This window comes from Pseudomonas sp. IT-347P (genome assembly GCF_949768005.1).
GTDB lineage: Bacteria > Pseudomonadota > Gammaproteobacteria > Pseudomonadales > Pseudomonadaceae > Aquipseudomonas.
Genome location: NZ_CATKPQ010000003.1, coordinates 96,800 through 117,624, shown reverse-complemented (window position 1 = coordinate 117,624; position 20,825 = coordinate 96,800). Strand labels below are relative to the sequence as shown.

The following is a 20,825-nucleotide window of genomic DNA, read 5'->3' as shown; positions in this document are numbered from 1 at the left end:
TTTTTTGGGTTTTTAGACCTGTAGGAGCACCCCATTAATGAGCTTCGGCGCCGATGAAGAGATCCTTCAGGATTTCCTGGTTGAGGCCGGCGAGATTCTTGAGCAACTGTCCGAACAACTGGTCGAGCTGGAAAGCCGCCCGGATGACGCAGATCTGCTCAACGCAATTTTTCGCGGTTTCCACACTGTAAAAGGGGGCGCCGGCTTCCTTCAGCTCAATGAGCTGGTGGAGTGCTGTCACATCGCCGAAAACGTGTTCGACATCCTCCGTAAGGGTGAGCGTCGCGTTGATGCAGAACTGATGGACGTTGTTCTCGAAGCACTGGATGCGGTGAACAGCATGTTCAGCGAAGTCCGCGAGCGTGCGCCGATCACCGCTGCCACCCCGGAACTGCTGGCCGCTTTGGCGCGTCTGGCCGAACCGCAATCGGCGGACGAAGCCCCGGCTTCGCCTGTGGCCGAGATGATCGAAGAACTGGTCGTCGAAGGCGACGCGTCGGGCGACATCACCGATAACGAATTCGAACAGCTGCTGGACTCGCTGAACGCCGTCAAGGCCGAAGCCGAAGCCCCGGTCGCTGCTGCACCTGCGCAAACGGCCAGTGAAGCCGCCAGCGATGAAATCACCGACGCCGAGTTCGAGTCATTGCTCGATCAGTTGCACGGCAAGGGCCAGTTCGCGGCGGATGCCGTGGCACCGACTGCGGCGGCTCCGACAGCGCCAGCGGCGGGTGACAGCTCGGACATCACCGACGACGAATTCGAAGCCCTGCTTGATCAGTTGCATGGCAAGGGCAACTTTGCCGTTGAAGCACTGGAATCGGCGATTGCCTCGGCACCCGCTGCGCCCGCTGCACCAGCAGCCGCTGCGGCTGGCAGCGATCTGATCAGCGATCACGAGTTCGAATCGCTGCTCGACGAACTGCACGGCAAAGGCAAGTTTGACGCCAGCGCTGCGACTGCCGGCTCCGCATCGACCGTTGCTGCGCCTGCCGCCAAGGCTGCGGCCGCTCCGGCTGCTGCGCCGAAAGCGGCGCCCAAGCCTGAGCCGAAAGCCGAAGCGCCGAAACCGGCTGCCGCTGCACCGGCTCCGGCCCGTGCTGCTGCGCCGCCACCAGAAAAACCGGCGAGCGAAGCCGAGACCACTGTGCGGGTCGACACCGCACGTCTCGACGAAATCATGAACATGGTCGGCGAGCTGGTGCTGGTGCGTAACCGTCTGGTGCGCCTGGGCCTCAACAGTGGCGACGAAGCCATGTCCAAGGCTGTGTCGAACCTCGACGTGGTCACGGCGGACTTGCAGACCGCGGTGATGAAAACGCGGATGCAGCCGATCAAAAAGGTCTTCGGGCGCTTCCCGCGTCTGGTTCGCGACCTCGCGCGTCAGCTGAAGAAAGAGATCAACCTGGAACTGGTGGGTGAAGAAACCGACCTCGACAAAAACCTTGTCGAGGCCCTGGCCGACCCGCTGGTCCACTTGGTGCGCAACGCCGTCGACCACGGCATCGAGTCGCCGGAAGAGCGCGAAGCCTCGGGCAAGGCCCGTGGCGGTCGCGTGGTACTGGCCGCCGAGCAAGAGGGCGACCATATCCTGCTGTCGATCTCCGATGACGGCAAGGGCATGGACCCGAACGTTCTGCGTTCCATTGCCGTTAAACGCGGTGTGATGGACAAGGACGCGGCCGATCGCCTCAGTGATACCGAGTGCTACAACCTGATTTTCGCCCCGGGTTTCTCGACCAAGACCGAGATTTCCGACGTGTCCGGCCGCGGTGTCGGCATGGACGTGGTGAAGACCAAGATTTCCCAGCTCAATGGTTCGATCAACATTTACTCGACCAAGGGCCAGGGCTCGAAGATCGTCATCAAGGTGCCGCTGACCCTCGCGATCATGCCAACCCTGATGGTGATGCTCGGCAATCAGGCGTTTGCGTTCCCGTTGGTCAACGTCAACGAAATCTTCCACCTCGACCTGTCGACCACCAACGTCGTCGACGGTCAGGAAGTGGTGATCGTGCGGGACAAGGCGCTGCCATTGTTCTACCTCAAGCGCTGGCTGGTCAGCTCCGCCGCTCACGAAGAGCAGCGTGAGGGCCACGTGGTGATCCTTTCGGTGGGCACCCAGCGGATCGGTTTCGTCGTCGATCAACTGGTCGGTCAGGAAGAAGTGGTCATCAAGCCATTGGGCAAAATGCTGCAGGGCACTCCGGGCATGTCCGGCGCCACCATTACCGGTGACGGCCGCATCGCGCTGATTCTCGATGTTCCCAGCATGCTCAAGCGTTACGCCACGAAGCGTATTTGAATCCGGGGCGGCGGGGCGACGACGTCCCGCTGCACCTAATGGAGTGTTTATGGCAGTCAAAGTCCTGGTGGTGGACGATTCGGGTTTTTTCCGCCGCCGCGTCTCGGAAATTCTTTCAGCGGATCCGAGCATTCAGGTGGTCGGCACCGCCACCAACGGTAAAGAGGCGATCGATCAGGCGCTGGCGCTCAAGCCAGACGTGATCACCATGGACTACGAGATGCCGATGATGGACGGCATCACGGCGGTGCGGCACATCATGCAGCGCTGCCCGACCCCGGTGTTGATGTTCTCCTCGCTGACGCACGAAGGCGCCCGGGTGACCCTGGATGCGCTGGACGCCGGCGCGGTGGATTTTCTGCCGAAGAATTTCGAAGACATCTCGCGTAACCCGGAGAAGGTCAAGCAACTGCTGTGCGAGAAGGTCCATAGCATCTCGCGCAGTAACCGTCGTTTCAGTGCCTACAGCGCGCCTGCGCCTGTAGCTGCACCTGCTCCCGCGCCGACTCCGGCCGCATCGAGCTACAGCAGCCACAGCACCAGCGCGCCGGCGCGTCCGGCCCCGGCCCCTGCGCCAACCCGCGCCCCGGCTGCCAGCGCTTCGTCGCCAGCGCCGAAACGCAAGGCCTACAAACTGGTTGCCATCGGTACCTCTACTGGCGGTCCGGTGGCTCTGCAACGCGTGTTGACGCAATTGCCAGCGAACTTCCCGGCGCCGATCGTACTGATCCAGCACATGCCGGCGGCGTTCACCAAGGCGTTTGCCGAGCGTCTCGACAAGCTCTGCCGCATCAGCGTCAAGGAAGCCGAGGATGGCGACATCCTGCGTCCGGGCCTGGCGTTGCTCGCGCCGGGTGGCAAGCAAATGATGATCGACGGCCGTGGCGCGGTGAAAATTCTGCCGGGTGACGAGCGTCTGAACTACAAGCCGTGCGTGGACATCACCTTCGGCTCTGCGGCGAAATCCTACGGCGACAAAGTTCTGGCGGTGGTGTTGACCGGCATGGGCGCTGACGGCCGTGAAGGCGCGCGTCTGCTCAAGCAGGGCGGCAGCGCGGTGTGGGCACAAGATGAGGCCAGTTGCGTGATCTACGGCATGCCGATGGCCATCGTCAAAGCCGACCTTGCCGACGCGGTGTACAGCCTCGACGACATTGGCAAGCACATTGTCGAGGCGTGTCTCTGATGGATGTTCTAAGCCTTATCGGGATCATCATGGCGTTCGTCGCCATCATCGGTGGTAACTACCTTGAGGGTGGTCACCTCGGTGCGCTGGCCAACGGCCCGGCGGCATTGATCGTACTGGGCGGCACCATCGGTGCCGCGCTGCTGCAATCGCCGATGAGCGCGTTCAAACGCGCCATGCAGATCCTCGCCTGGATTCTGTTTCCGCCACGGGTCGATCTGGCCGGTGGCATCGATCGCGTCGTCAACTGGAGCCTCACCGCACGCAAGGAAGGCTTGCTCGGTCTGGAGGGCGTGGCCGATGCCGAACCCGACAACTACTCGCGCAAAGGCCTGCAACTGCTGGTCGACGGTGCCGAGCCGGAAGCGATCCGCAGCATTCTTGAAGTGGATTTCTACACCCAGGAAGCGCGCGACATCGAAGCGGCGAAAGTCTTTGAAAGCATGGGCGGCTACGCGCCGACCATCGGCATCATCGGTGCGGTGATGGGCCTGATCCACGTGATGGGCAACCTCGCGGATCCGACGCAACTGGGCAGCGGCATCGCCGTCGCTTTCGTCGCGACCATTTACGGCGTGGCCAGTGCCAACCTGGTGTTGCTGCCAATCGCCGCCAAGCTGAAGTCAATCGCGTTGCGGCAGTCGCGTTATCGCGAAATGTTGCTGGAAGGGATCCTGTCGATCGCCGAAGGTGAAAACCCTCGCTCCATCGAGTTGAAGCTGCAAGGCTTCATGGACTAAGGGAATAACCTCATGGCTCGTCGCAGACATCAGGAAGAACACGTCAACCACGAGCGCTGGCTCGTGTCCTACGCGGATTTCATCACGCTGTTGTTCGCGTTCTTCGTGGTGATGTACTCGATTTCGTCGATCAACGAAGGCAAGTACAAGGAAATTTCCGAAGCGCTGGTCGGCGTCTTCAAAGACTCCGACCGTGCGCTCAAGCCCATCCAGATTGGCGACGAACGGCCGAAGACCGTGACCCCGGCCAAGCCGCTGGTCAAGGACGCCGAGCAGATCGATGCCGGTATCGCCGGCGCCAGCGATCCGCTTAAGAGCATCGCCGATGACATCAGCGCCGCTTTCGGTGACTTGATCAGCTCCAACCAGATGACCGTGCGCGGCAACGAGTTGTGGGTCGAGATCGAACTCAACTCCAGCCTGTTGTTCGGCAGCGGCGACGCGATGCCGAGTGATATCGCGTTCAACATCATCGACAAGGTTGCGGCGATTCTGAAACCGTTCGACAACCCGATCCACGTCGAAGGTTTCACCGACGATCAACCGATTCGCACCGCGCAGTACCCGACCAACTGGGAGCTGTCCTCGGCGCGATCGGCAAGCATCGTGCGCATGCTGGCGATGCAGGGTGTGAACCCTGGACGCCTGGCGTCGGTGGGGTACGGCGAGTTTCAGCCGGTGGCCAACAATGCCACGGTGGAAGGGCGTGCGAAGAACCGTCGCGTGGTGCTGGTGGTGTCGCGTAATCTTGATGTGCGCCGCAGCCTCACGGGCACCGGAACCGCCAATGCGCAACCGGATGCCGCGTTGAAGCGTGCTGGCACACAAACTGCACCGACCCCGGTCAAGACGCCGGGACGCGAGAGTGCCGTCAATTCTCCGTCACCCGCATTAACACGCTGAGCCATGTCTCGGTCGAGCATATCGGCCGGGAGGAACGAACCGAATGAGAGTCTGGGCAGTCGCCAATCAAAAGGGTGGTGTCGGTAAAACCACATCCTCCATCGCTTTAGCCGGATTGCTGGCCGAGGCGGGCAAGCGCGTGGTTGTGGTCGATCTCGACCCGCACGGCTCGATGACCAGCTATTTCGGCTATGACCCCGACAGTCTGGAACACAGCAACTACGATCTGTTTCTGCACAAGGGCAGCGTGCCGCAAGGTTTGCCGGGGCAGTTACTGTTGTCGACCAGTGACGAACGCATTTCTCTGCTGCCATCGAGCACCGCGCTGGCCACTTTGGAGCGTCAGTCGCCGGGGCAGAGTGGTCTGGGCCTGGTGATCGCCAAGAGTCTGGCGCAGCTGTGGCAGGACTTCGACTATGCCGTGATCGACAGCCCGCCGTTGCTCGGCGTGTTGATGGTCAACGCGCTTGCGGCGAGCCAGCAACTGGTGATCCCGGTGCAGACCGAACACCTGGCCGTCAAAGGCCTGGAACGCATGGTCAACACGTTGGCGATGATCAATCGCTCGCGCAAACAGGCGCTGCCGTTCAGCATTGTGCCGACCCTGTTCGATCGCCGCACGCAAGCCTCGATGCACACCTTACGTGTGCTGCGCGACAAATTTCCCGACGAGATCTGGCAGGGTTACATCCCGGTCGATACCCGTCTGCGCGACGCCAGCCGTGCCGGTGTGACGCCTTCGCAGTTCGACGGCAAGAGCCGTGGTGTGCTGGCCTACCGCGCGCTGCTCAAACATCTGTTGGCGCAACAACTTGTTCCGCAGGTGGCGTGAGCATGAATCGCCCGGTCAAACTCAGCTCGCGTCCGCAATTGGCGTTGCAGTCTTATCTGGATAATTTGCTGCAGGAAATTCCTGAGGAGCTGCCGCCGGTCATTGAGGCGCAGCCTGAAGCCGTCGAAAGTGCTGAGGCCATGGACGAGTTCCAGGCCGCAGTGCTGGAAGAGCAGGCGCGTGATGCGCAGAAGGCTGCCAAACCTGTCGCACCGGTCGTCGCGACTGCTGCCGCACCGGTCGCCAAGGCTCCGGTGGCACTGATCGAAGAGGCCGAGCCGGTTCGCGCGCCGGTCTCGACATTGGCACCGCTGCTGCAAACCCAATTGTTGAAAACCGAGCCGGAACCGGCGGTGGTTGAACCGGCTCCCGCAGCGCCCGCACCCGTCGAGCAGACGCTGGTCCCGCCGCTGGTGGAAGTGCATCTGCCGCCGAACAACCCGCCGCCACCGGTGGAAACCGAAGGTCGCCCGGTCTGGGCCTCGGAAGCGTTCGAATGCTTGTTGTTCGACGTCGCCGGCCTGACGCTGGCCGTGCCGCTGGTGTGCCTCGGCTCGATCTACTCGCTGGCCGGCCACGAGCTGACACCGCTGTTCGGTCAGCCGGAATGGTTCCTCGGGATCCTGCCGAGCCAGGCCGGCAACCTGAAAGTGCTGGACACCGCACGCTGGGTCATGCCGGATCGCTACCGCGATGACTTCCGTCAGGGCTTGCAGTATGTGATTTCGGTACAAGGTTACGAGTGGGGGCTGGCGGTGCATCAGGTCAGCCGCTCGTTGCGCCTGGACCCGAATGAAATCAAATGGAGAAGTCACCGGGGTCAGCGGCCATGGCTCGCCGGCACCGTGATTGAGCACATGTGTGCATTGCTTGACGTTTCCGCGCTGGCCGAGTTGATCGCCAGCGGTGGGGCAAAGCACTTGGGCGGCCAAAAGCCGCTACATAAACCGACATAGCAGCCGACATAACAATCAGGCGATGGCATTTTTCAATGCCACCACACAGAACACACACCGCCCAGAGCGGTATTTTTCGAGGGGTCAGGGTATGAGTAGTCAGGCGACGAATGCAAAAGGTTCTGAAGATCCGATCCTGCAATGGGTGACCTTCAAACTGGACAATGAAACCTACGGCATCAACGTGATGCGCGTGCAGGAAGTGCTCCGCTACACCGAGATCGCTCCGGTGCCGGGCGCGCCGAGCTACGTGCTGGGCATCATCAACCTGCGCGGTAATGTGGTCACCGTGATCGACACCCGTCAGCGCTTCGGCCTGAACAGCGGCGAGATCAGCGACAACACCCGTATCGTCATCATCGAAGCCGACAAACAAGTCGTCGGCATCATGGTCGACAGCGTGGCCGAAGTGGTTTACCTGCGTCAGTCGGAAATCGAAACCGCACCGAACGTCGGTAACGAAGAGTCGGCCAAGTTCATCCAGGGCGTGTGCAACAAGAACAACGAGTTGCTGATCCTGGTCGAGCTGGACAAGATGATGAGCGAAGAAGAATGGTCGGAACTGGAGAGCATCTGATTTGATTCTCGAGGTTGCGGTTATTGTCCTGTTCCTCTTCTGGGCAGGCACGCTGGCAATGTTTGTGTCGTACATCAAGGCGCAGCGGGTCATCGCTGCGCAACAGGCTCAGGGCGATGCACTGCGTGATCAGCGCATCAAGGACCTGGCCAAGCGTGTCGACGATTACCAGAACGGCAACGTGCGTATGGGTGAAGCCCTGCACGAGTTGCGCGCGGTGGTAAGTCCGTTGCCGGACAAGATTGTTGCGCTTGAACAGCGCGACCCGTCGAGCCTGTCATTCGCCCAGGCGGCGAAACTGGTGGGCATGGGCGCAAGCGTCGATGAACTGACTCAGTCCTGCGGTTTGACCCAGGCTGAGGCGGAGTTGATGCGCAAGTTGCACAAGAACTGATTTTTGCGCTCTGGCTGATGGCCTATTCGCGAGCAAGCCCGCTCCCACGTTAGATTTGGCGTACGCCGAACAATGTGGGAGCGGGCTTGCTCGCGAAGGCGTCTTCGAAGGCTCAGTAATCATCCCCGCGATCGGTGACGTCCTTCTCGACCATCGGCGCGTTCGGGTCCTGCCCCTCGGGAAATTTGCCCTTCAGATTCCACGCAAACGCGATGATCTCGGCGATCGTGCGATATAGCTCCTCGGGAATGCTGTCGCCCAATTCCATCCGCGCCAACAGTCGCACCAACTCGGCATTTTCATAAATCGGCACTTCGCAATCGCGGGCAATGCGCAGGATTTCTTCGGCCAGTTCTTCGTCGCCCTTGGCGGTGAGGGTCGGGGCGTGGTTGCCGTCGTATTTGAGGGCGATGGCCTGGCGTGGTGCGGTGGAGTCGTTCATGCGGTTTCATCAACCCAGCGGTGGTCGAGGCGGGTTTGGTTGCCTTGCGGCGGAGTGCCGTGGTGGCAGTCGATGTCGCCGACGTTCAGTCCGCGATCAAGCAGGCGCTGGCGCAGGGCGAACAGGTTGTTTTCGATCAGGTCGGCGGTGTACGGCCGTTCGGCCCACAGTTGGCCGGACAGGCTGCCGGCGACCAGTTGCGCCTGAATCTGCAGCGGCCCGAGCGGTTCCATGTCGAACGCCAGATCGACGCGCCACAGTTGTTGTTTGGGCTCGCGCTCATCGCGACGTTCGTTCGGTTGCGGTTCTCGCTCTGGCGCTTCCTCACGCTGGAATTTGACCTGCAACGGCACGATGTCCTGCAAGTTGCGCATGGGGATTTCCAGCTGCCAGGTGCTGAGCAGGCGACCGTCGTCGGTGACACCGGTCTGCTCCAGGCTCGACAGTTGATGGCTTTGCAGGCGTGATACAGCCGCAGCGGCGAGGCGCAGCAATTGTTCCAGATCGCCTTCGCCCTCCATGCTTTGCAGCAAACGTTCGGGCAGCGGGAAGCTGCTCGGCACCAGTTTGGCGCTGACCTGGCCAAGCATGCCGAGGGCATTGCGCACGAAGCTGGGCAACGCTTGCGCCAGAGTGTTGGCAGCGATAATCGCGTTGAAACTGGTACTGCTCGGCAGACCCGGGGTCAGTTGTGCGATCAGCTTGAGTAGATCGGCCTTCATATCCGGGGCCAGCGTCGGGTGTTGTCCGGTCAGCAGTTTGGCTTCGAGGAACGCGCCGCTGTTGGCCAGGGCCAGGGCCACGCCTTTGGCGGTGCTCAGTTGTTGCACGTCCGGGAGGCTGGCGAGCAGTTTGTCGACCACTGCGCGCAAATCCGGCGATGTCTGATCGGTGTCGCTCGGCAGATTTTGCAGCGCATTCAGCAAACCTGTCAGTGAGGCCTGGCGACTTTGCTGGCCGAGCAGTTGCTGGCTCACCGCCAGTTGTTCCTGGCGGCTGCTCATCGGCAGGAATTTCAGGGTTTGTGAGTCTTCCACCAACGCCGACAGTAAAGTGCCGATGCGCAGCGGCTGTGGGCTGTCGATGGTCAGTGTGCTGCCGCTCTGTGCGGTATTGAGCAGAGTGACCAGCGAACGGAATACCGCGGCTTGCCCCGGCGTCTGCGGCAGCGCCTGCGAGGTCAGCACTTTGCCTTGCAGCAGCGTGCCGACCGGCAATTGCGCGGTGTCGAGGCGGGTGAGGGCGGCGACGCTGCTGGCAATGGCCTGCTGCACGGTGATCGCCAGGTTGTCCGCCGAGGGCTGCGTGATCGCCAGGCTGGTGCCCTGGAGCAGCGGCAGATTGCTGGTCGCTTGCACGGTGGTCTGGCGGCCACTGTCCAGCGTCACCTTGAGCAGCAGTTGAAAGGTTTGATCCGCCTGCTTGAGCGACAACACCTCGGCCTTGGCGCTTTGCCCGGCGCCGATCAGGCCTTCGACCGGGGTCAGCAGCTTGAGCAGCTCACCGACCTGCGGGCGAACGGTCGCCGGGGTGGAGGGCGGGAGCGGGAGGATGTTCATTTCGCCTGTCATACGCGGACACAACCTGAGGAAATTGCACTCTTGAGAGTAAGGCACGGCATGTATAATGCCGCCCGTCTTGCGCTTCGTTCAAAAAACATAGCAATTGTTTGACCCAGCTCTCTAGATCGAGCCGTCAATGCATCTATGCTGCATCTCTTTAACGGCCGCGCCAGAGCCGACTTGAACCGTATAAGGCCCGTGATCCCTTGACCAGTCCTGTCCTGCAAACCGTTGCCCTCGCGTGTGAACGTGATCTGCGGCTGCTCTTCGAAAATCTCGAATTGAGACTGGCCAGTGGCGATATGGTGCAGATCAGCGGCCCCAACGGCAGCGGCAAGACCAGCCTGTTGCGTCTGCTGTCCGGGCTGATGCAGCCGACCGCCGGGCAGGTGCTGCTCAATGGCCAGCCGCTGACCGAACAGCGCAGCGAACTCGCACGCAACCTGCTGTGGATCGGCCACGCCGCCGGGATCAAGGATTTGCTCACCCCGGAAGAGAATCTTTCATGGCTGTGTGCCCTGCATCATCCCGCCGAACGCGAGGCCATCTGGCAAGCGCTGGCAGCTGTAGGATTGCGCGGCTTCGAAGATGTTCCCTGCCACAGCCTGTCCGCCGGTCAGCAACGCCGAGTGGCGCTGGCGCGCTTGTATCTGGATAGCCCGCCGCTGTGGATTCTCGATGAGCCGTTTACCGCGCTGGACAAGCAAGGTGTGGCGCAGCTCGAAGAACACCTGGCCGGGCACTGCGAGCGCGGCGGTCTGGTGGTACTCACCACGCACCACACGCTGAGCCGGATGCCGGCCGGTTATCGCGACATCGATCTGGGGAACTGGGCAGTATGAGTGTGTTTGGCCTGCTGGTTGCCCGTGAATCCCGACTGCTGTTTCGCCGCCCGGCGGAACTGGCCAATCCGCTGATTTTCTTCGCCATCGTTATCGCGTTGTTCCCGCTGGCCGTCGGCCCGGAAACTCAAGTGTTGCAAAACCTGTCCCCCGGGTTAGTCTGGGTGGCGGCGCTGTTGTCGGTCCTGCTCTCGCTGGACGGGCTGTTCCGCAGTGATTTCGAAGACGGATCCCTGGAACAGTGGGTCCTTTCGTCGCACCCGCTGCCACTTCTGGTCCTGGCCAAGGTGCTGGCACACTGGCTGTTCTCCGGTCTGGCACTGGTTCTGCTCTCACCGTTGCTGGCATTGATGCTCGGTTTGCCTGTCGCCTGTCTGCCGGTTTTGCTGCTTTCGTTGCTGCTGGGAACACCGGTGCTGAGTTTGCTCGGCGCGGTGGGCGCAGCACTGACAGTCGGTTTGAAACGCGGCGGCCTGTTGCTGGCGCTGCTGATTCTGCCGTTGTACATCCCGGTGTTGATCCTCGGCAGTGGCGCCTTGCAGGCCGCCTTGCAAGGCATGCCGGCGACCGGGTATCTGCTGTGGCTGGGTAGCCTGACCGCCCTGGCGATCACCCTGACACCGTTTGCAATAGCGGCTGGCCTGAAGATCAGCGTCGGCGAATAATGAGGTCTGGTTAAAATTTAACCAGCAAAGACCCTGAGACTGCTCACACCGATGAGCGGCACCCGTGATGGAAACAGTATGAACTGGACCTGGTTTCACAAGCTCGGCTCGCCCAAGTGGTTCTACGGCATCAGCAGCAAGTTCTTGCCATGGCTGAGCATCGCAGCGTTGCTGCTGATCGGCGTCGGCGTCGTTTGGGGCCTGGCGTTCGCACCGCCGGATTATCAGCAAGGCAACAGCTTTCGCATCATCTATATCCACGTACCTGCCGCGATGCTCGCGCAGTCGATCTACGTGATGCTGGCGGTGTGCGGGGTGGTCGGGCTGGTGTGGAAGATGAAGCTGGCCGACGTCGCCCTGCAATGCGCCGCACCGATCGGCGCGTGGATGACCGCTGTAGCGCTGGTCACCGGGGCAATCTGGGGAAAACCGACCTGGGGCTCGTGGTGGGTCTGGGATGCGCGCCTGACCTCGATGCTGATTCTGCTGTTCCTGTATTTCGGCGTGATCGCGCTGGGCAATGCCATCAGCAACCGCGACAGCGCCGCCAAGGCCTGCGCCGTGCTGGCCATCGTCGGCGTGATCAACATCCCGATCATCAAATACTCGGTGGAGTGGTGGAACACCCTGCACCAGGGCGCGACCTTCACCCTCACGGAAAAACCGGCGATGCCGGCGGAAATGTGGCTGCCACTGTTGCTGACGGTGCTGGGTTTCTACTGTTTCTTCGGCGCCGTGCTGTTGCTGCGCATGCGCCTTGAAGTGCTCAAGCGTGAAGCCCGCGCCAGTTGGGTGAAAGAAGAAGTGCAGCACAGTCTGGAGGCCGCTCGATGAGTTTCGCTTCATTCGGCGACTTCCTCGCCATGGGCCATCATGGCCTGTATGTCTGGTCGGCCTACGGCATCTGTCTGGCGGTGCTGATCCTCAATGTGGTGGCGCCGATCGCGGCCCGCAAGCGCTATCTGCAACAAGAGGCGCGTCGTCTGCGCCGGGAGAACGGCAAGTGAATCCGCTGCGCAAGAAACGTCTGATCATCATTCTGGCCATTCTGGTCGGGGTCGGTGCTGCCGTCGGCCTGGCCCTCAGCGCCCTGCAGCAGAACATCAATCTGTTCTACACGCCGACCCAGATCGCCAACGGCGAAGCGCCGCAGGACACACGCATCCGCGCCGGCGGCATGGTCGAGAAGGGTTCGCTGCAGCGCTCGCCGGACTCGCTGGACGTCAAATTCGTCGTTACCGACTTCAACAAATCCGTGACCATCGCCTATCGCGGCATCCTCCCGGACCTGTTCCGCGAAGGGCAGGGCATCGTCGCCCTCGGCAAGCTCAACGCCGATGGTGTGGTGGTGGCCGATGAAGTGCTGGCCAAACACGACGAGAAGTACATGCCGCCGGAAGTGACCAAAGCCTTGAAAGATAGCGGTCAATCGGCACCAACGCCTGCGAAGGAGGGCTGATCGATGACCTCGGCGATTTTTATTCCTGAGTTGGGCCATCTGGCGATGATTCTGGCCCTGTGCTTTGCGCTGGTGCAGGCCGTGGTGCCATTGGTCGGTGCCTGGCGCGGCGACCGTTTCTGGATGAGTCTGGCCCAGCCGGCCGCGTGGGGGCAGTTTGCGTTTTTGCTGTTCGCCTTCGGCATTCTGACCTACGCGTTCATGACCGATGACTTCTCCGTCGCCTATGTCGCCAATAACTCCAACACCGCGTTGCCGTGGTACTACAAATTCAGCGCCGTGTGGGGCGCCCACGAAGGTTCGTTGCTGTTGTGGGCGTTGATCCTCGGCGGCTGGACCTTTGCCGTGTCGGTGTTCTCGCGGCAGTTGCCGCAAGTGATGCTGGCACGGGTGCTGGCGGTGATGGGCATGATCAGCACGGGATTCCTGCTGTTCCTGATCCTCACGTCCAACCCGTTCAAACGCATCCTGCCGCAAATGCCGAGCAATGGCGCCGACTTGAACCCGTTGTTGCAAGACATCGGCCTGATCGTTCACCCGCCGATGTTGTACATGGGTTACGTCGGTTTTTCGGTGGCGTTTGCCTTCGCCATCGCGGCGTTGATGGGCGGTCGCCTTGATGCGGCGTGGGCGCGCTGGTCGCGTCCGTGGACCATCGTTGCCTGGGCCTTCCTCGGCATCGGTATCACCCTCGGTTCATGGTGGGCGTACTACGAACTCGGCTGGGGCGGCTGGTGGTTCTGGGACCCGGTGGAAAACGCTTCCTTTATGCCTTGGCTGGTCGGCACCGCGCTGATCCACTCGCTGGCGGTCACGGAAAAACGTGGCGTGTTCAAGAGCTGGACCGTTTTGCTGGCGATTGCCGCGTTCTCCCTGAGCCTGCTCGGTACGTTCCTGGTGCGTTCCGGCGTGCTGACCTCGGTGCACGCGTTTGCCTCCGATCCGGAGCGCGGCGTGTTCATTCTGATCTTCCTGCTGTTCGTGGTTGGTGGCTCGCTGACGTTGTTCGCTCTGCGCGCACCGGTCGTGAAGAGTCAGGTCGGTTTCAACTTGTGGTCGCGGGAAACCCTGCTGCTGGGCAACAATCTGGTGCTGGTCGTGGCCGCGTCGATGATCCTGCTCGGCACGCTGTACCCGCTGATTCTCGATGCCCTGAGTGGCGCGAAAATGTCGGTCGGCCCGCCGTACTTCAATGCGCTGTTCATTCCGTTGATGGCATTGCTGATGATGGTGATGGCGGTCGGTGTGATCGTGCGCTGGAAGGACACCCCGGTGAAATGGCTGGCGAGCATGCTGACCCCGGTGCTGCTCGGCAGCGTTGCGCTGGCGGTGGTGGCCGGAGTTGCTTACGGCGATTTCAACTGGGCGGTGATTGCGACCTTCCTGCTCGCCGCGTGGGTGTTGCTCGCCGGTGCACGCGACATCGTCGACAAGACTCGCCACAAAGGCCTGATCAAAGGTTTGCCGACACTGACCCGCAGCTATTGGGGCATGCAGATCGCCCACCTCGGCATCGCCGTGTGTGCGCTGGGCGTGGTGTTGTCGAGCCAGAACAGTGCCGAACGTGATCTGCGTCTGGCGCCGGGCGAATCGATGGATCTGGCCGGTTATCACTTCATCTTCGAAGGCGCCAAACACTTCGAAGGGCCGAACTTCACGTCGGACAAAGGCACGATTCGGGTGATCCGTGACGGCAAGGAAATCAGCGTGCTGCACCCGGAAAAGCGCCTGTACACCGTGCAAAGCTCGATGATGACCGAAGCCGGGATCGACGCCGGTTTCACCCGCGATCTCTACGTGGCCCTCGGCGAGCCGCTGGACAACGGCGCGTGGGCGGTGCGCGTGCACGTCAAACCGTTCGTGCGCTGGATCTGGTTCGGCGGTTTGCTCACAGGTGTCGGTGGGTTGCTGGCAGCGCTGGATCGACGTTATCGGGTCAAAGTGAAAGCCAAGGTGCGTGAAGCACTGGGCATGACGGGAGCGGCTGCATGAGACGTTGGTTGATGCTGGTGCCACTGGCGATTTTCCTGCTGGTGGCGGTGTTTCTGTATCGCGGTCTGTACCTCGATCCGGCGGAGCTGCCGTCGGCGATGATCAACAAACCGTTCCCGGAGTTTTCCCTGCCAAACGTGCAGGGCGACAAGACCCTGACCAAGGCAGACCTTCTCGGCAAACCGGCGCTGGTCAACGTGTGGGGCACCTGGTGCATTTCCTGCCGGGTCGAGCATCCGGTGCTGAACAAACTCGCCGAGCGCGGCGTGGTGATCTACGGCATCAACTACAAGGACACCAACGCCGACGCCTTGAAGTGGCTGGCCGAATTCCACAATCCGTACGTGCTGGACATCCGTGACGACGAAGGCTCGCTGGGCCTCAATCTCGGCGTATACGGCGCGCCGGAAACCTTTTTCATCGACGCCAAGGGCATCATCCGCGACAAGTACGTCGGCGTGATTGACGAACAAGTCTGGCGCGAAAAACTCGCGGCCAAGTATCAGGCGCTGGTCGATGAGGCCAAGCCATGAAGCGCTTTTTAGCCGCTGCCGTATTGGGCCTGAGTCTGGTCGGTGTCGCCCATGCGGCCATCGATACTTACGAGTTCGCCAAAGAAGGTGATCGCGAGCGTTTCCGCGAGTTGACCAAGGAACTGCGCTGCCCCAAGTGCCAGAACCAGGACATCGCCGACTCCAACGCGCCGATCGCCGCTGACTTGCGCAAAGAGATTTTCCGCATGCTCGGCGAGGGCAAGGACAACCAGCAGATCATCGACTTCATGGTTGATCGTTACGGTGATTTCGTCCGCTACAAACCGGCGCTCAATGCCAAGACCGCTCTGTTGTGGTTCGGCCCGGCCGGTCTGCTGCTCGGTGGATTCGTGGTGATCGCGGTCATCGTCCGCCGTCGTCGCGGCCAGCGTGCCGAGACTCCGCAAGCGCTGTCCAGTGAAGAGCGTCAGCGCCTCGACCAACTGTTGGATAAAAACCAAGAATGATTGATTTCTGGCTTGCCGCAGGGCTGTTGCTTCTGGTCGCCCTGAGTTTTCTGCTGATCCCGGTGCTGCGTGAACGTCGCGCTCAGCGTGAAGAGGATCGTACGGCCCTGAACGTTGCGCTGTATCAGGAGCGTGTCGCCGAGTTGCAATCGCAACAGGCTGAAGGCGTGCTCGACGCCGCGCAAATGGACAGTGGCCGCGCCGAGGCGGCGCGTGAGTTGCTGGCGGATACCGAGGGTGTTGCCGCGCCGCGTGTGTCGAAACTGGGTAAGCCGTTGCCGCTGCTGGCAGCGGTGTTGGTGCCGGTATTGGGCCTGGGCCTGTATCTGCATTTCGGTGCCGCCGACAAGGTTGAACTGACCCGCGAATTCGCCCAGGCACCGCAGTCGATGGAAGAGATGACGCAGCGTCTGGAACGTGCTGTTGCGGCGCAACCGGACTCTGCCGAAGGCCTGTATTTCCTCGGCCGTACTTACATGGCGCAAGAGCGTCCGGCGGATGCGGCGAAGCTGTTCGAACGCGCCGCCAACCTGGCCGGTCGTCAGCCGGAACTGCTCGGCCAGTGGGCGCAGGCGCAGTACTTTGCGGATGGCAAGAAATGGTCGGCGAAGATCCAGGCCCTGACCGACGAAGCGCTGAAGGCTGATCCGAAAGAAGTTACCAGTCTTGGTCTGCTGGGCATCGCCGCGTTTGAAGGCGAGCGTTATCAGGAAGCCATCGATTACTGGAACCGCCTGCTCGCGCAATTGCCGCCGGACGACAACTCCCGCGCCGCGCTGCAAGGCGGGATCAACCGCGCCGCCGAGCGTCTGCAAGCCAGCGGTGGCAAGGTTGCTCAGGCGCCGGTAGCCGCGAAAGCTGCGCTGTTGAAAGTCAGCGTCGATCTGGCCAGCGATCTCAGAAGCAAGGTGCAACCGGGTGACAGCGTGTTCATCTTCGCCCGCGCCACCTCGGGCCCACCGGCGCCGCTGGCGGCCAAACGCCTGACCGTGGCCGATCTGCCGGTGACTGTCGAACTGGGCGATGCCGACGCAATGATGCCGCAGTTGAAACTGTCGAACTTCCCTGAAGTCCAACTGGTTGCGCGCATCTCCCGCGCCGGCCAACCGACTGCCGGCGAGTGGGTCGGTCGCAGCGGCCCTCTGGCCAGCAGCACCACTGCGCTACAAAAACTGATCATCGACAGCCCGGACAAGTAGCCGGACCCAACAGGAAAGCACCGCCATGCACACCATCGCCCGAATCACAGTCCTCACACTGGCCCTGGGCTTGAGTGCATGTGCGGTGCAACGACCGGAACCGACCACCAACCTGCCGCCGATCCCGCCGTCACAACCGAGCCCGACCCCGTCGACCTCGCCGACGCCAGGCAAAAGCATCCCGGCCAAACCGGCGAAACCGGTGCCGCGCACCTCGGCCAGCTTCGCCCCGCCACCGGGCGGTAACAGCCACTGGGACCAGAAACTCGGCGTCTACGTCCTCGACGACCAGACCAACACCTTCTACCGCCAGCGCACCTACTACCGCTGGAACAACGGCTGGAGCCGCTCGATCAGCCCCAACGGCCCGTGGGAAGATACCAACATCCACGGCGTGCCACCGGGATTGGGCAAAAAGTTCGGGCAGTGAATGAAAACGGCGATCTTCGGATCGCCGTTTTGTTGTCCGTTGTTTGAAACTATTCACGGGCATTCGCTAGGTCAACAACCCCTGCACATACTCGACAAACGCCCGCGCCTTGGCGCTCGCCATTCTTCCCGTCGGAAACACCGCCCATAAATCCAGATCGGGCAACGTCCAGTCGTGCATGACGGTTTTCACAGCGCCGCTGGCCAGTTCCGGGGCGAACATCCATTCGGAGGCCAGGGTCAGGCCCTGATCGGCCATTACCGCTTCGCGTACACCCTCGGCCGCGCTGATGCGCAAGCGTCCGCTGAGGATCACCGATTGTTGTTCCGCGCCTTTGGCGAACTGCCAGGTGGTGCCGCCGCCGAGGTTATAGACCACAGCTTGGTGTTTGCTCAGTTCGGCGGGGCAGCTCGGCTCGCCGTGCCTGGCGAAGTAGGCCGGTGTGCCGAGTACCACGCGGCGGCAATCGGCGATCTTGCGTGCGGTCAGACCGGAATCGGTGAGTGCGCCCATGCGCAGGGCGACGTCGATGCCCTCTTCAACCAAATTGATGTTGCGGTCGTCGAGCATCAGGTCGATGTTCAGTTGTGGATGCTGATCAAGGAACGGCCCCAGTTGCGGCACGATGTGCAGGCGGCCAAAGGTCACGGCAGCGCTGATGCGCAAGTGGCCGCTCAGACCACCGGCGGCGCCTCGGGCAGCGTTGTCGGCCTCGTCGGCTTCTTCGAGGGCGCGTTTGGCGCGTTCGAAGAAGGCGAGTCCGGCTTCGGTCGGGGTCAGGCCGCGAGTCGAACGCAGGAGCAGGCTCACCGCCAGGCGTTTTTCCAGGTGAGCGATGGTTTTCGAGACGGCGGGCTGCCCGATATTCAGGCGCCGGGCGGCGGCGGAAAAAGAACCGGTTTCCACAACGCAGATGAAGGTTTCCATGGCGGCGAGGCGGTCCATCAATGCTCCTGTAAAAGTCTGGAAGTTATCGTGGAACCCTGTGGGAGCGAGCCTGCTCGCGAAAGCGGTGTATCAGCAACATCAATGTGTCTGACATACCGTATTCGCGAGCAGGCTCGCTCCCACAGGGGATTCGGTGTGTTGATTAGAATGCGGCTTTGCCGACTGAGGCGCCGCCATCGACAAACAGGGTTTGTCCGGTGATGAAGCCGCTTTGCTCCGAAAGCAAAAACGCAATCGCCGCCGCAATCTCTTCCGGCTGCCCCAGCCGTCCCATCGGCACTGCGGCCAGATACCGCGCTTCACCCTCGCTGCCCGGTGGATTGTTGGCACGGAACAGTTCGGTTTCAGTCGGCCCCGGCGCCACGGCGTTCACCGTAATGCCGGTCTGCGCCAGCTCCAGCGCCCACGAGCGGGTGAAGCTGACCAATGCCGCTTTTGCCGCCGCATACGCCGTGCGCTGAGTGATGCCCAACACCGTCAGGCTGGAGATGTTCACCACCCGGCCCCAACCGCGCGTGCGCATGCCCGGCAACAGCGCCTGCGTCGCCTGCAACGCGGAATGCAGATTCAGCCGCATCACGTCGTCGAAGGCGTCCAGATCGATATCGCCCAACGCTTGCGGGCGCACCAATCCTACGTTATTCACCAACCCGTCGAACTCGTGGGTTCGCGCCAGTTCCGCGAGGACTTCACCCGTCAGCTTGCGATCGCTGAGGTCCAGTGGAAACAGCATGCCCGGAAAGCCCAGGTCTGGCTGGCGAGCAATCCCCACCACGCGATGCCCGGCGCGGTCCAGCTGTTCGGCCAGTGCCCGGCCAATGCCTTTGCTGGCGCCGGTGATAAGGAAAGTACGTCGGGTCATGGCAACTCCAGGGCTTGGGTCATCGGTTCAGCCGCGCAATGCATCCAGCATCGCTTCAGGCTCGGGACGCTGAGTGTAATCCGGGTTGACCTCGGCGTAACGGATCACGCCATCCTGGCCGATCACATAGCGCGCCGGCATCGGCAAGGTCCAGGCGGGATCATCGTTGAAGGTCGGCAGATCATTGCGCAGGTTTTTGTACAGCTCGATCAGGTAGGGCGGCAGTTCGAAGCGCAGCCCGAACGCTGCCGCCACGTCATTGCGCGGGTCGCTGAGGATCGGGAAGTGCAGTTCGTTGATGCGTTGCGACTTGCGGCTGTTGGCGGCGACCTGCGGTGAAATCGCCAGGAGGCTCGCCCCGGCCTGCTGAATGGCTGGCAAAAACGCCTGCAGCGCTTGCAACTCCATGTTGCAGTACGGGCACCAGACGCCACGGTAAAACGTCAGCACCAACGGCCCCTGCGCCAGCCGGTCGGCGGACGATGTCGGATGACCGTCAGGGTCTTTCAGGGTGAACAACGGCGCCAGGTCGCCGACTTTCAACGCCCGGCTGGCAGCGCCGGACGCGATCAATTCGGCAGTGGCGCGTTCCATCACCGGGTGGATGTCGGCCGGGGCGTTATAAGGTGGTTTGCCTGCCTTGAAGTCGGCTTTGAAGGCATCGAGTTTTGCTTGCAGCGTCATGGTCGGAAGTCCTGAAGTAGCGCCGGTAGTGGCTGGGTTCAAGAGTGACCGTCAGGCACGGTGAGGGGAACGCCGCTGCGGGGCATAGCATCCATGCTTGGGGGGAATGGGTTGGCTCGCTCATTACATTCGGTAAAACAACCGGACGTCACTCTGTGGGTTTCTGTGCTTGAGTAAAGATAACTCTAGGGTTACTTTTAATGGGCCGAGGCAAGGAGGCGGTTGGTGCAGAGCAGGCTATTGATCAAGGAGCTGGAGGAGGCGGGCTGGACGCTGGACAGGGTCACCGGCAGTCATCACATTTTCACTCATCGATACAACCCGTACACGATTCCCGTTCCCCACCCCAAAAAGGATTTGCCATTGGAGACGGTCAAAAGCATCAGGCGGCGTGCCGGGTTGTACGACCCGGCAGCCAGTTACGAAGGAGATCCGTAATGCAATATCCAATCTGCATTGAATGGGGGGACGAGAACACCGCCATCGGTATTCAGATCCCCGATATCCCTGGGGCCGTGACAGCCGGGGATAGTTTTGAAGATGCCTATAAGGCTGCGGTTGAAGTCGCCCACATCATGCTGCAGGAGATCGCAGCGGGTGGGCAGCCGATTCCCATGCCGACGTCGGCAGCGACTCATCGCAGTCATCCGGAGTTCGCCGATATGGGATGGGGCATGCTGGAACTGGACGTTTCGCCCTACCTCGGCAAAACCGAAAAGGTCAACGTGACGTTGCCCGGTTATGTGATCCAGCGAATCGATCGTTATGTGCGCGAACACAACGTCAAAAGCCGCTCCTCCTTTCTGGCGGATGCGGCGATGGAGAAACTGGTGCGGTATTGAGTGGC

25 protein-coding genes are annotated in these 20,825 nt (G+C 61.6%); 20 read left to right on the top strand and 5 right to left on the bottom strand.

Annotated elements, in window-relative coordinates:
- Positions 1–37: 37 nt before the first annotated feature.
- From ACM6IV_RS02180 to ACM6IV_RS02145, 8 genes are all read left to right on the top strand, one after another.
- Entirely contained in the window at positions 38–2,305 is a 2,268-nt protein-coding gene (locus tag ACM6IV_RS02180) for a chemotaxis protein CheA (RefSeq protein ID WP_414868538.1), read from the top strand.
- Between the two features lie 49 nt (positions 2,306–2,354).
- A complete protein-coding gene (locus ACM6IV_RS02175; protein WP_414868537.1) occupies positions 2,355–3,491 on the top strand; it encodes a protein-glutamate methylesterase/protein-glutamine glutaminase in 1,137 nt (378 codons plus the stop codon).
- A complete protein-coding gene (locus ACM6IV_RS02170) occupies positions 3,491–4,231 on the top strand; it encodes a flagellar motor protein (protein ID WP_016987476.1) in 741 nt (246 codons plus the stop codon). Before ACM6IV_RS02175 ends, ACM6IV_RS02170 begins: the two co-directional genes overlap by 1 nt.
- A 12-nt stretch (positions 4,232–4,243) precedes the next feature.
- A complete protein-coding gene (motD, locus tag ACM6IV_RS02165) occupies positions 4,244–5,134 on the top strand; it encodes a flagellar motor protein MotD (protein WP_108226834.1) in 891 nt (296 codons plus the stop codon).
- Between the two features lie 43 nt (positions 5,135–5,177).
- A complete protein-coding gene (locus tag ACM6IV_RS02160; protein WP_008077691.1) occupies positions 5,178–5,966 on the top strand; it encodes a ParA family protein in 789 nt (262 codons plus the stop codon).
- 2 nt (positions 5,967–5,968) lie between these two features.
- Positions 5,969–6,922: a CheW domain-containing protein gene (locus tag ACM6IV_RS02155; RefSeq protein ID WP_414868536.1), complete on the top strand. Its 954-nt coding sequence runs from the start codon at positions 5,969–5,971 to the stop codon at positions 6,920–6,922.
- A gap of 91 nt (positions 6,923–7,013) precedes the next feature.
- Positions 7,014–7,499: a chemotaxis protein CheW gene (locus tag ACM6IV_RS02150; protein ID WP_003222936.1), complete on the top strand. Its 486-nt coding sequence runs from the start codon at positions 7,014–7,016 to the stop codon at positions 7,497–7,499.
- A gap of 1 nt (position 7,500) precedes the next feature.
- Complete coding sequence (locus ACM6IV_RS02145; RefSeq protein WP_093103420.1) at positions 7,501–7,893, top strand: DUF2802 domain-containing protein; 393 nt, start codon at positions 7,501–7,503, stop codon at positions 7,891–7,893.
- 112 nt (positions 7,894–8,005) lie between these two features.
- Here ACM6IV_RS02145 and ACM6IV_RS02140 read toward each other — a convergent pair whose 3' ends face one another.
- Together ACM6IV_RS02140 and ACM6IV_RS02135 are read right to left on the bottom strand one after the other, a co-directional pair.
- Entirely contained in the window at positions 8,006–8,335 is a 330-nt protein-coding gene (locus ACM6IV_RS02140; RefSeq protein ID WP_123452755.1) for an EscU/YscU/HrcU family type III secretion system export apparatus switch protein, read from the bottom strand.
- A complete protein-coding gene (locus ACM6IV_RS02135; RefSeq protein WP_414868535.1) occupies positions 8,332–9,906 on the bottom strand; it encodes a flagellar hook-length control protein FliK in 1,575 nt (524 codons plus the stop codon). The genes ACM6IV_RS02140 and ACM6IV_RS02135 overlap by 4 nt, the downstream gene beginning before the upstream one ends.
- A gap of 197 nt (positions 9,907–10,103) precedes the next feature.
- Between ACM6IV_RS02135 and ccmA the strand changes: the two genes are divergently transcribed.
- From ccmA to ACM6IV_RS02085, 10 genes are all read left to right on the top strand, one after another.
- Positions 10,104–10,739 carry a cytochrome c biogenesis heme-transporting ATPase CcmA gene (ccmA, locus tag ACM6IV_RS02130; protein ID WP_016987486.1) on the top strand — a complete coding sequence of 212 codons (636 nt, stop codon included), beginning with the start codon at positions 10,104–10,106 and terminating at the stop codon, positions 10,737–10,739.
- Entirely contained in the window at positions 10,736–11,404 is a 669-nt protein-coding gene (gene ccmB / locus ACM6IV_RS02125) for a heme exporter protein CcmB (RefSeq protein ID WP_034151525.1), read from the top strand. Before ccmA ends, ccmB begins: the two co-directional genes overlap by 4 nt.
- A gap of 78 nt (positions 11,405–11,482) precedes the next feature.
- Positions 11,483–12,238, top strand: a complete 756-nt coding sequence (locus ACM6IV_RS02120) for a heme ABC transporter permease (RefSeq protein ID WP_016987487.1) — start codon at positions 11,483–11,485, stop codon at positions 12,236–12,238.
- Positions 12,235–12,411, top strand: a complete 177-nt coding sequence (gene ccmD, locus ACM6IV_RS02115; RefSeq protein ID WP_003222944.1) for a heme exporter protein CcmD — start codon at positions 12,235–12,237, stop codon at positions 12,409–12,411. Before ACM6IV_RS02120 ends, ccmD begins: the two co-directional genes overlap by 4 nt.
- A complete protein-coding gene (gene ccmE / locus ACM6IV_RS02110) occupies positions 12,408–12,863 on the top strand; it encodes a cytochrome c maturation protein CcmE (RefSeq protein WP_034151526.1) in 456 nt (151 codons plus the stop codon). Before ccmD ends, ccmE begins: the two co-directional genes overlap by 4 nt.
- 3 nt (positions 12,864–12,866) lie before the next feature.
- On the top strand, positions 12,867–14,855 hold the full coding sequence (locus tag ACM6IV_RS02105; protein WP_414868534.1) for a heme lyase CcmF/NrfE family subunit: 1,989 nt from the start codon (positions 12,867–12,869) through the stop codon (positions 14,853–14,855).
- Positions 14,852–15,388, top strand: coding sequence for a DsbE family thiol:disulfide interchange protein (locus ACM6IV_RS02100; RefSeq protein WP_414868533.1), 537 nt, complete (start codon positions 14,852–14,854; stop codon positions 15,386–15,388). Before ACM6IV_RS02105 ends, ACM6IV_RS02100 begins: the two co-directional genes overlap by 4 nt.
- Complete coding sequence (locus ACM6IV_RS02095) at positions 15,385–15,855, top strand: cytochrome c-type biogenesis protein (RefSeq protein ID WP_414868532.1); 471 nt, start codon at positions 15,385–15,387, stop codon at positions 15,853–15,855. Before ACM6IV_RS02100 ends, ACM6IV_RS02095 begins: the two co-directional genes overlap by 4 nt.
- Complete coding sequence (gene ccmI, locus ACM6IV_RS02090) at positions 15,852–17,054, top strand: c-type cytochrome biogenesis protein CcmI (protein ID WP_414868531.1); 1,203 nt, start codon at positions 15,852–15,854, stop codon at positions 17,052–17,054. The genes ACM6IV_RS02095 and ccmI overlap by 4 nt, the downstream gene beginning before the upstream one ends.
- A 25-nt stretch (positions 17,055–17,079) precedes the next feature.
- Positions 17,080–17,484, top strand: coding sequence for a hypothetical protein (locus ACM6IV_RS02085; RefSeq protein WP_414868530.1), 405 nt, complete (start codon positions 17,080–17,082; stop codon positions 17,482–17,484).
- Between the two features lie 66 nt (positions 17,485–17,550).
- Here ACM6IV_RS02085 and ACM6IV_RS02080 read toward each other — a convergent pair whose 3' ends face one another.
- From ACM6IV_RS02080 to ACM6IV_RS02070, 3 genes are all read right to left on the bottom strand, one after another.
- Complete coding sequence (locus ACM6IV_RS02080; RefSeq protein WP_414868529.1) at positions 17,551–18,429, bottom strand: LysR family transcriptional regulator; 879 nt, start codon at positions 18,427–18,429, stop codon at positions 17,551–17,553.
- A 145-nt stretch (positions 18,430–18,574) separates the two neighbouring features.
- The gene (locus ACM6IV_RS02075) at positions 18,575–19,294 is read right to left on the bottom strand and encodes an SDR family oxidoreductase (protein ID WP_414868528.1); all 720 of its coding nucleotides are present in this window, start codon (positions 19,292–19,294) and stop codon (positions 18,575–18,577) included.
- Positions 19,295–19,321: 27 nt separating this feature from the next.
- A complete protein-coding gene (locus tag ACM6IV_RS02070) occupies positions 19,322–19,978 on the bottom strand; it encodes a peroxiredoxin-like family protein (protein WP_414868527.1) in 657 nt (218 codons plus the stop codon).
- Positions 19,979–20,203: 225 nt separating this feature from the next.
- On the opposite strand from ACM6IV_RS02070, the gene ACM6IV_RS02065 reads away from it, so the two are divergent.
- Together ACM6IV_RS02065 and ACM6IV_RS02060 are read left to right on the top strand one after the other, a co-directional pair.
- Entirely contained in the window at positions 20,204–20,416 is a 213-nt protein-coding gene (locus ACM6IV_RS02065; protein WP_414868526.1) for a type II toxin-antitoxin system HicA family toxin, read from the top strand.
- Positions 20,416–20,820: a type II toxin-antitoxin system HicB family antitoxin gene (locus ACM6IV_RS02060; protein ID WP_414868525.1), complete on the top strand. Its 405-nt coding sequence runs from the start codon at positions 20,416–20,418 to the stop codon at positions 20,818–20,820. Before ACM6IV_RS02065 ends, ACM6IV_RS02060 begins: the two co-directional genes overlap by 1 nt.
- Positions 20,821–20,825 lie beyond the last annotated feature (5 nt).

What these genes read in the sequence shown, in the direction of transcription:
- ACM6IV_RS02180 (WP_414868538.1), top strand. Translation starts at nt 38, where the DNA reads ATGAGCTTCGGCGCCGATGAAGAGATCCTTCAGGATTTCCTGGTTGAG.
- ACM6IV_RS02175 (WP_414868537.1), top strand. Translation starts at nt 2,355, where the DNA reads ATGGCAGTCAAAGTCCTGGTGGTGGACGATTCGGGTTTTTTCCGCCGC.
- ACM6IV_RS02170 (WP_016987476.1), top strand. Translation starts at nt 3,491, where the DNA reads ATGGATGTTCTAAGCCTTATCGGGATCATCATGGCGTTCGTCGCCATC.
- motD (WP_108226834.1), top strand. Translation starts at nt 4,244, where the DNA reads ATGGCTCGTCGCAGACATCAGGAAGAACACGTCAACCACGAGCGCTGG.
- ACM6IV_RS02160 (WP_008077691.1), top strand. Translation starts at nt 5,178, where the DNA reads ATGAGAGTCTGGGCAGTCGCCAATCAAAAGGGTGGTGTCGGTAAAACC.
- ACM6IV_RS02155 (WP_414868536.1), top strand. Translation starts at nt 5,969, where the DNA reads ATGAATCGCCCGGTCAAACTCAGCTCGCGTCCGCAATTGGCGTTGCAG.
- ACM6IV_RS02150 (WP_003222936.1), top strand. Translation starts at nt 7,014, where the DNA reads ATGAGTAGTCAGGCGACGAATGCAAAAGGTTCTGAAGATCCGATCCTG.
- ACM6IV_RS02140 (WP_123452755.1), bottom strand. Translation starts at nt 8,335, where the DNA reads ATGAACGACTCCACCGCACCACGCCAGGCCATCGCCCTCAAATACGAC.
- ACM6IV_RS02135 (WP_414868535.1), bottom strand. Translation starts at nt 9,906, where the DNA reads ATGACAGGCGAAATGAACATCCTCCCGCTCCCGCCCTCCACCCCGGCG.
- ccmB (WP_034151525.1), top strand. Translation starts at nt 10,736, where the DNA reads ATGAGTGTGTTTGGCCTGCTGGTTGCCCGTGAATCCCGACTGCTGTTT.
- ACM6IV_RS02120 (WP_016987487.1), top strand. Translation starts at nt 11,483, where the DNA reads ATGAACTGGACCTGGTTTCACAAGCTCGGCTCGCCCAAGTGGTTCTAC.
- ccmD (WP_003222944.1), top strand. Translation starts at nt 12,235, where the DNA reads ATGAGTTTCGCTTCATTCGGCGACTTCCTCGCCATGGGCCATCATGGC.
- ACM6IV_RS02105 (WP_414868534.1), top strand. Translation starts at nt 12,867, where the DNA reads ATGACCTCGGCGATTTTTATTCCTGAGTTGGGCCATCTGGCGATGATT.
- ACM6IV_RS02100 (WP_414868533.1), top strand. Translation starts at nt 14,852, where the DNA reads ATGAGACGTTGGTTGATGCTGGTGCCACTGGCGATTTTCCTGCTGGTG.
- ACM6IV_RS02095 (WP_414868532.1), top strand. Translation starts at nt 15,385, where the DNA reads ATGAAGCGCTTTTTAGCCGCTGCCGTATTGGGCCTGAGTCTGGTCGGT.
- ccmI (WP_414868531.1), top strand. Translation starts at nt 15,852, where the DNA reads ATGATTGATTTCTGGCTTGCCGCAGGGCTGTTGCTTCTGGTCGCCCTG.
- ACM6IV_RS02085 (WP_414868530.1), top strand. Translation starts at nt 17,080, where the DNA reads ATGCACACCATCGCCCGAATCACAGTCCTCACACTGGCCCTGGGCTTG.
- ACM6IV_RS02080 (WP_414868529.1), bottom strand. Translation starts at nt 18,429, where the DNA reads ATGGACCGCCTCGCCGCCATGGAAACCTTCATCTGCGTTGTGGAAACC.
- ACM6IV_RS02075 (WP_414868528.1), bottom strand. Translation starts at nt 19,294, where the DNA reads ATGACCCGACGTACTTTCCTTATCACCGGCGCCAGCAAAGGCATTGGC.
- ACM6IV_RS02070 (WP_414868527.1), bottom strand. Translation starts at nt 19,978, where the DNA reads ATGACGCTGCAAGCAAAACTCGATGCCTTCAAAGCCGACTTCAAGGCA.
- ACM6IV_RS02060 (WP_414868525.1), top strand. Translation starts at nt 20,416, where the DNA reads ATGCAATATCCAATCTGCATTGAATGGGGGGACGAGAACACCGCCATC.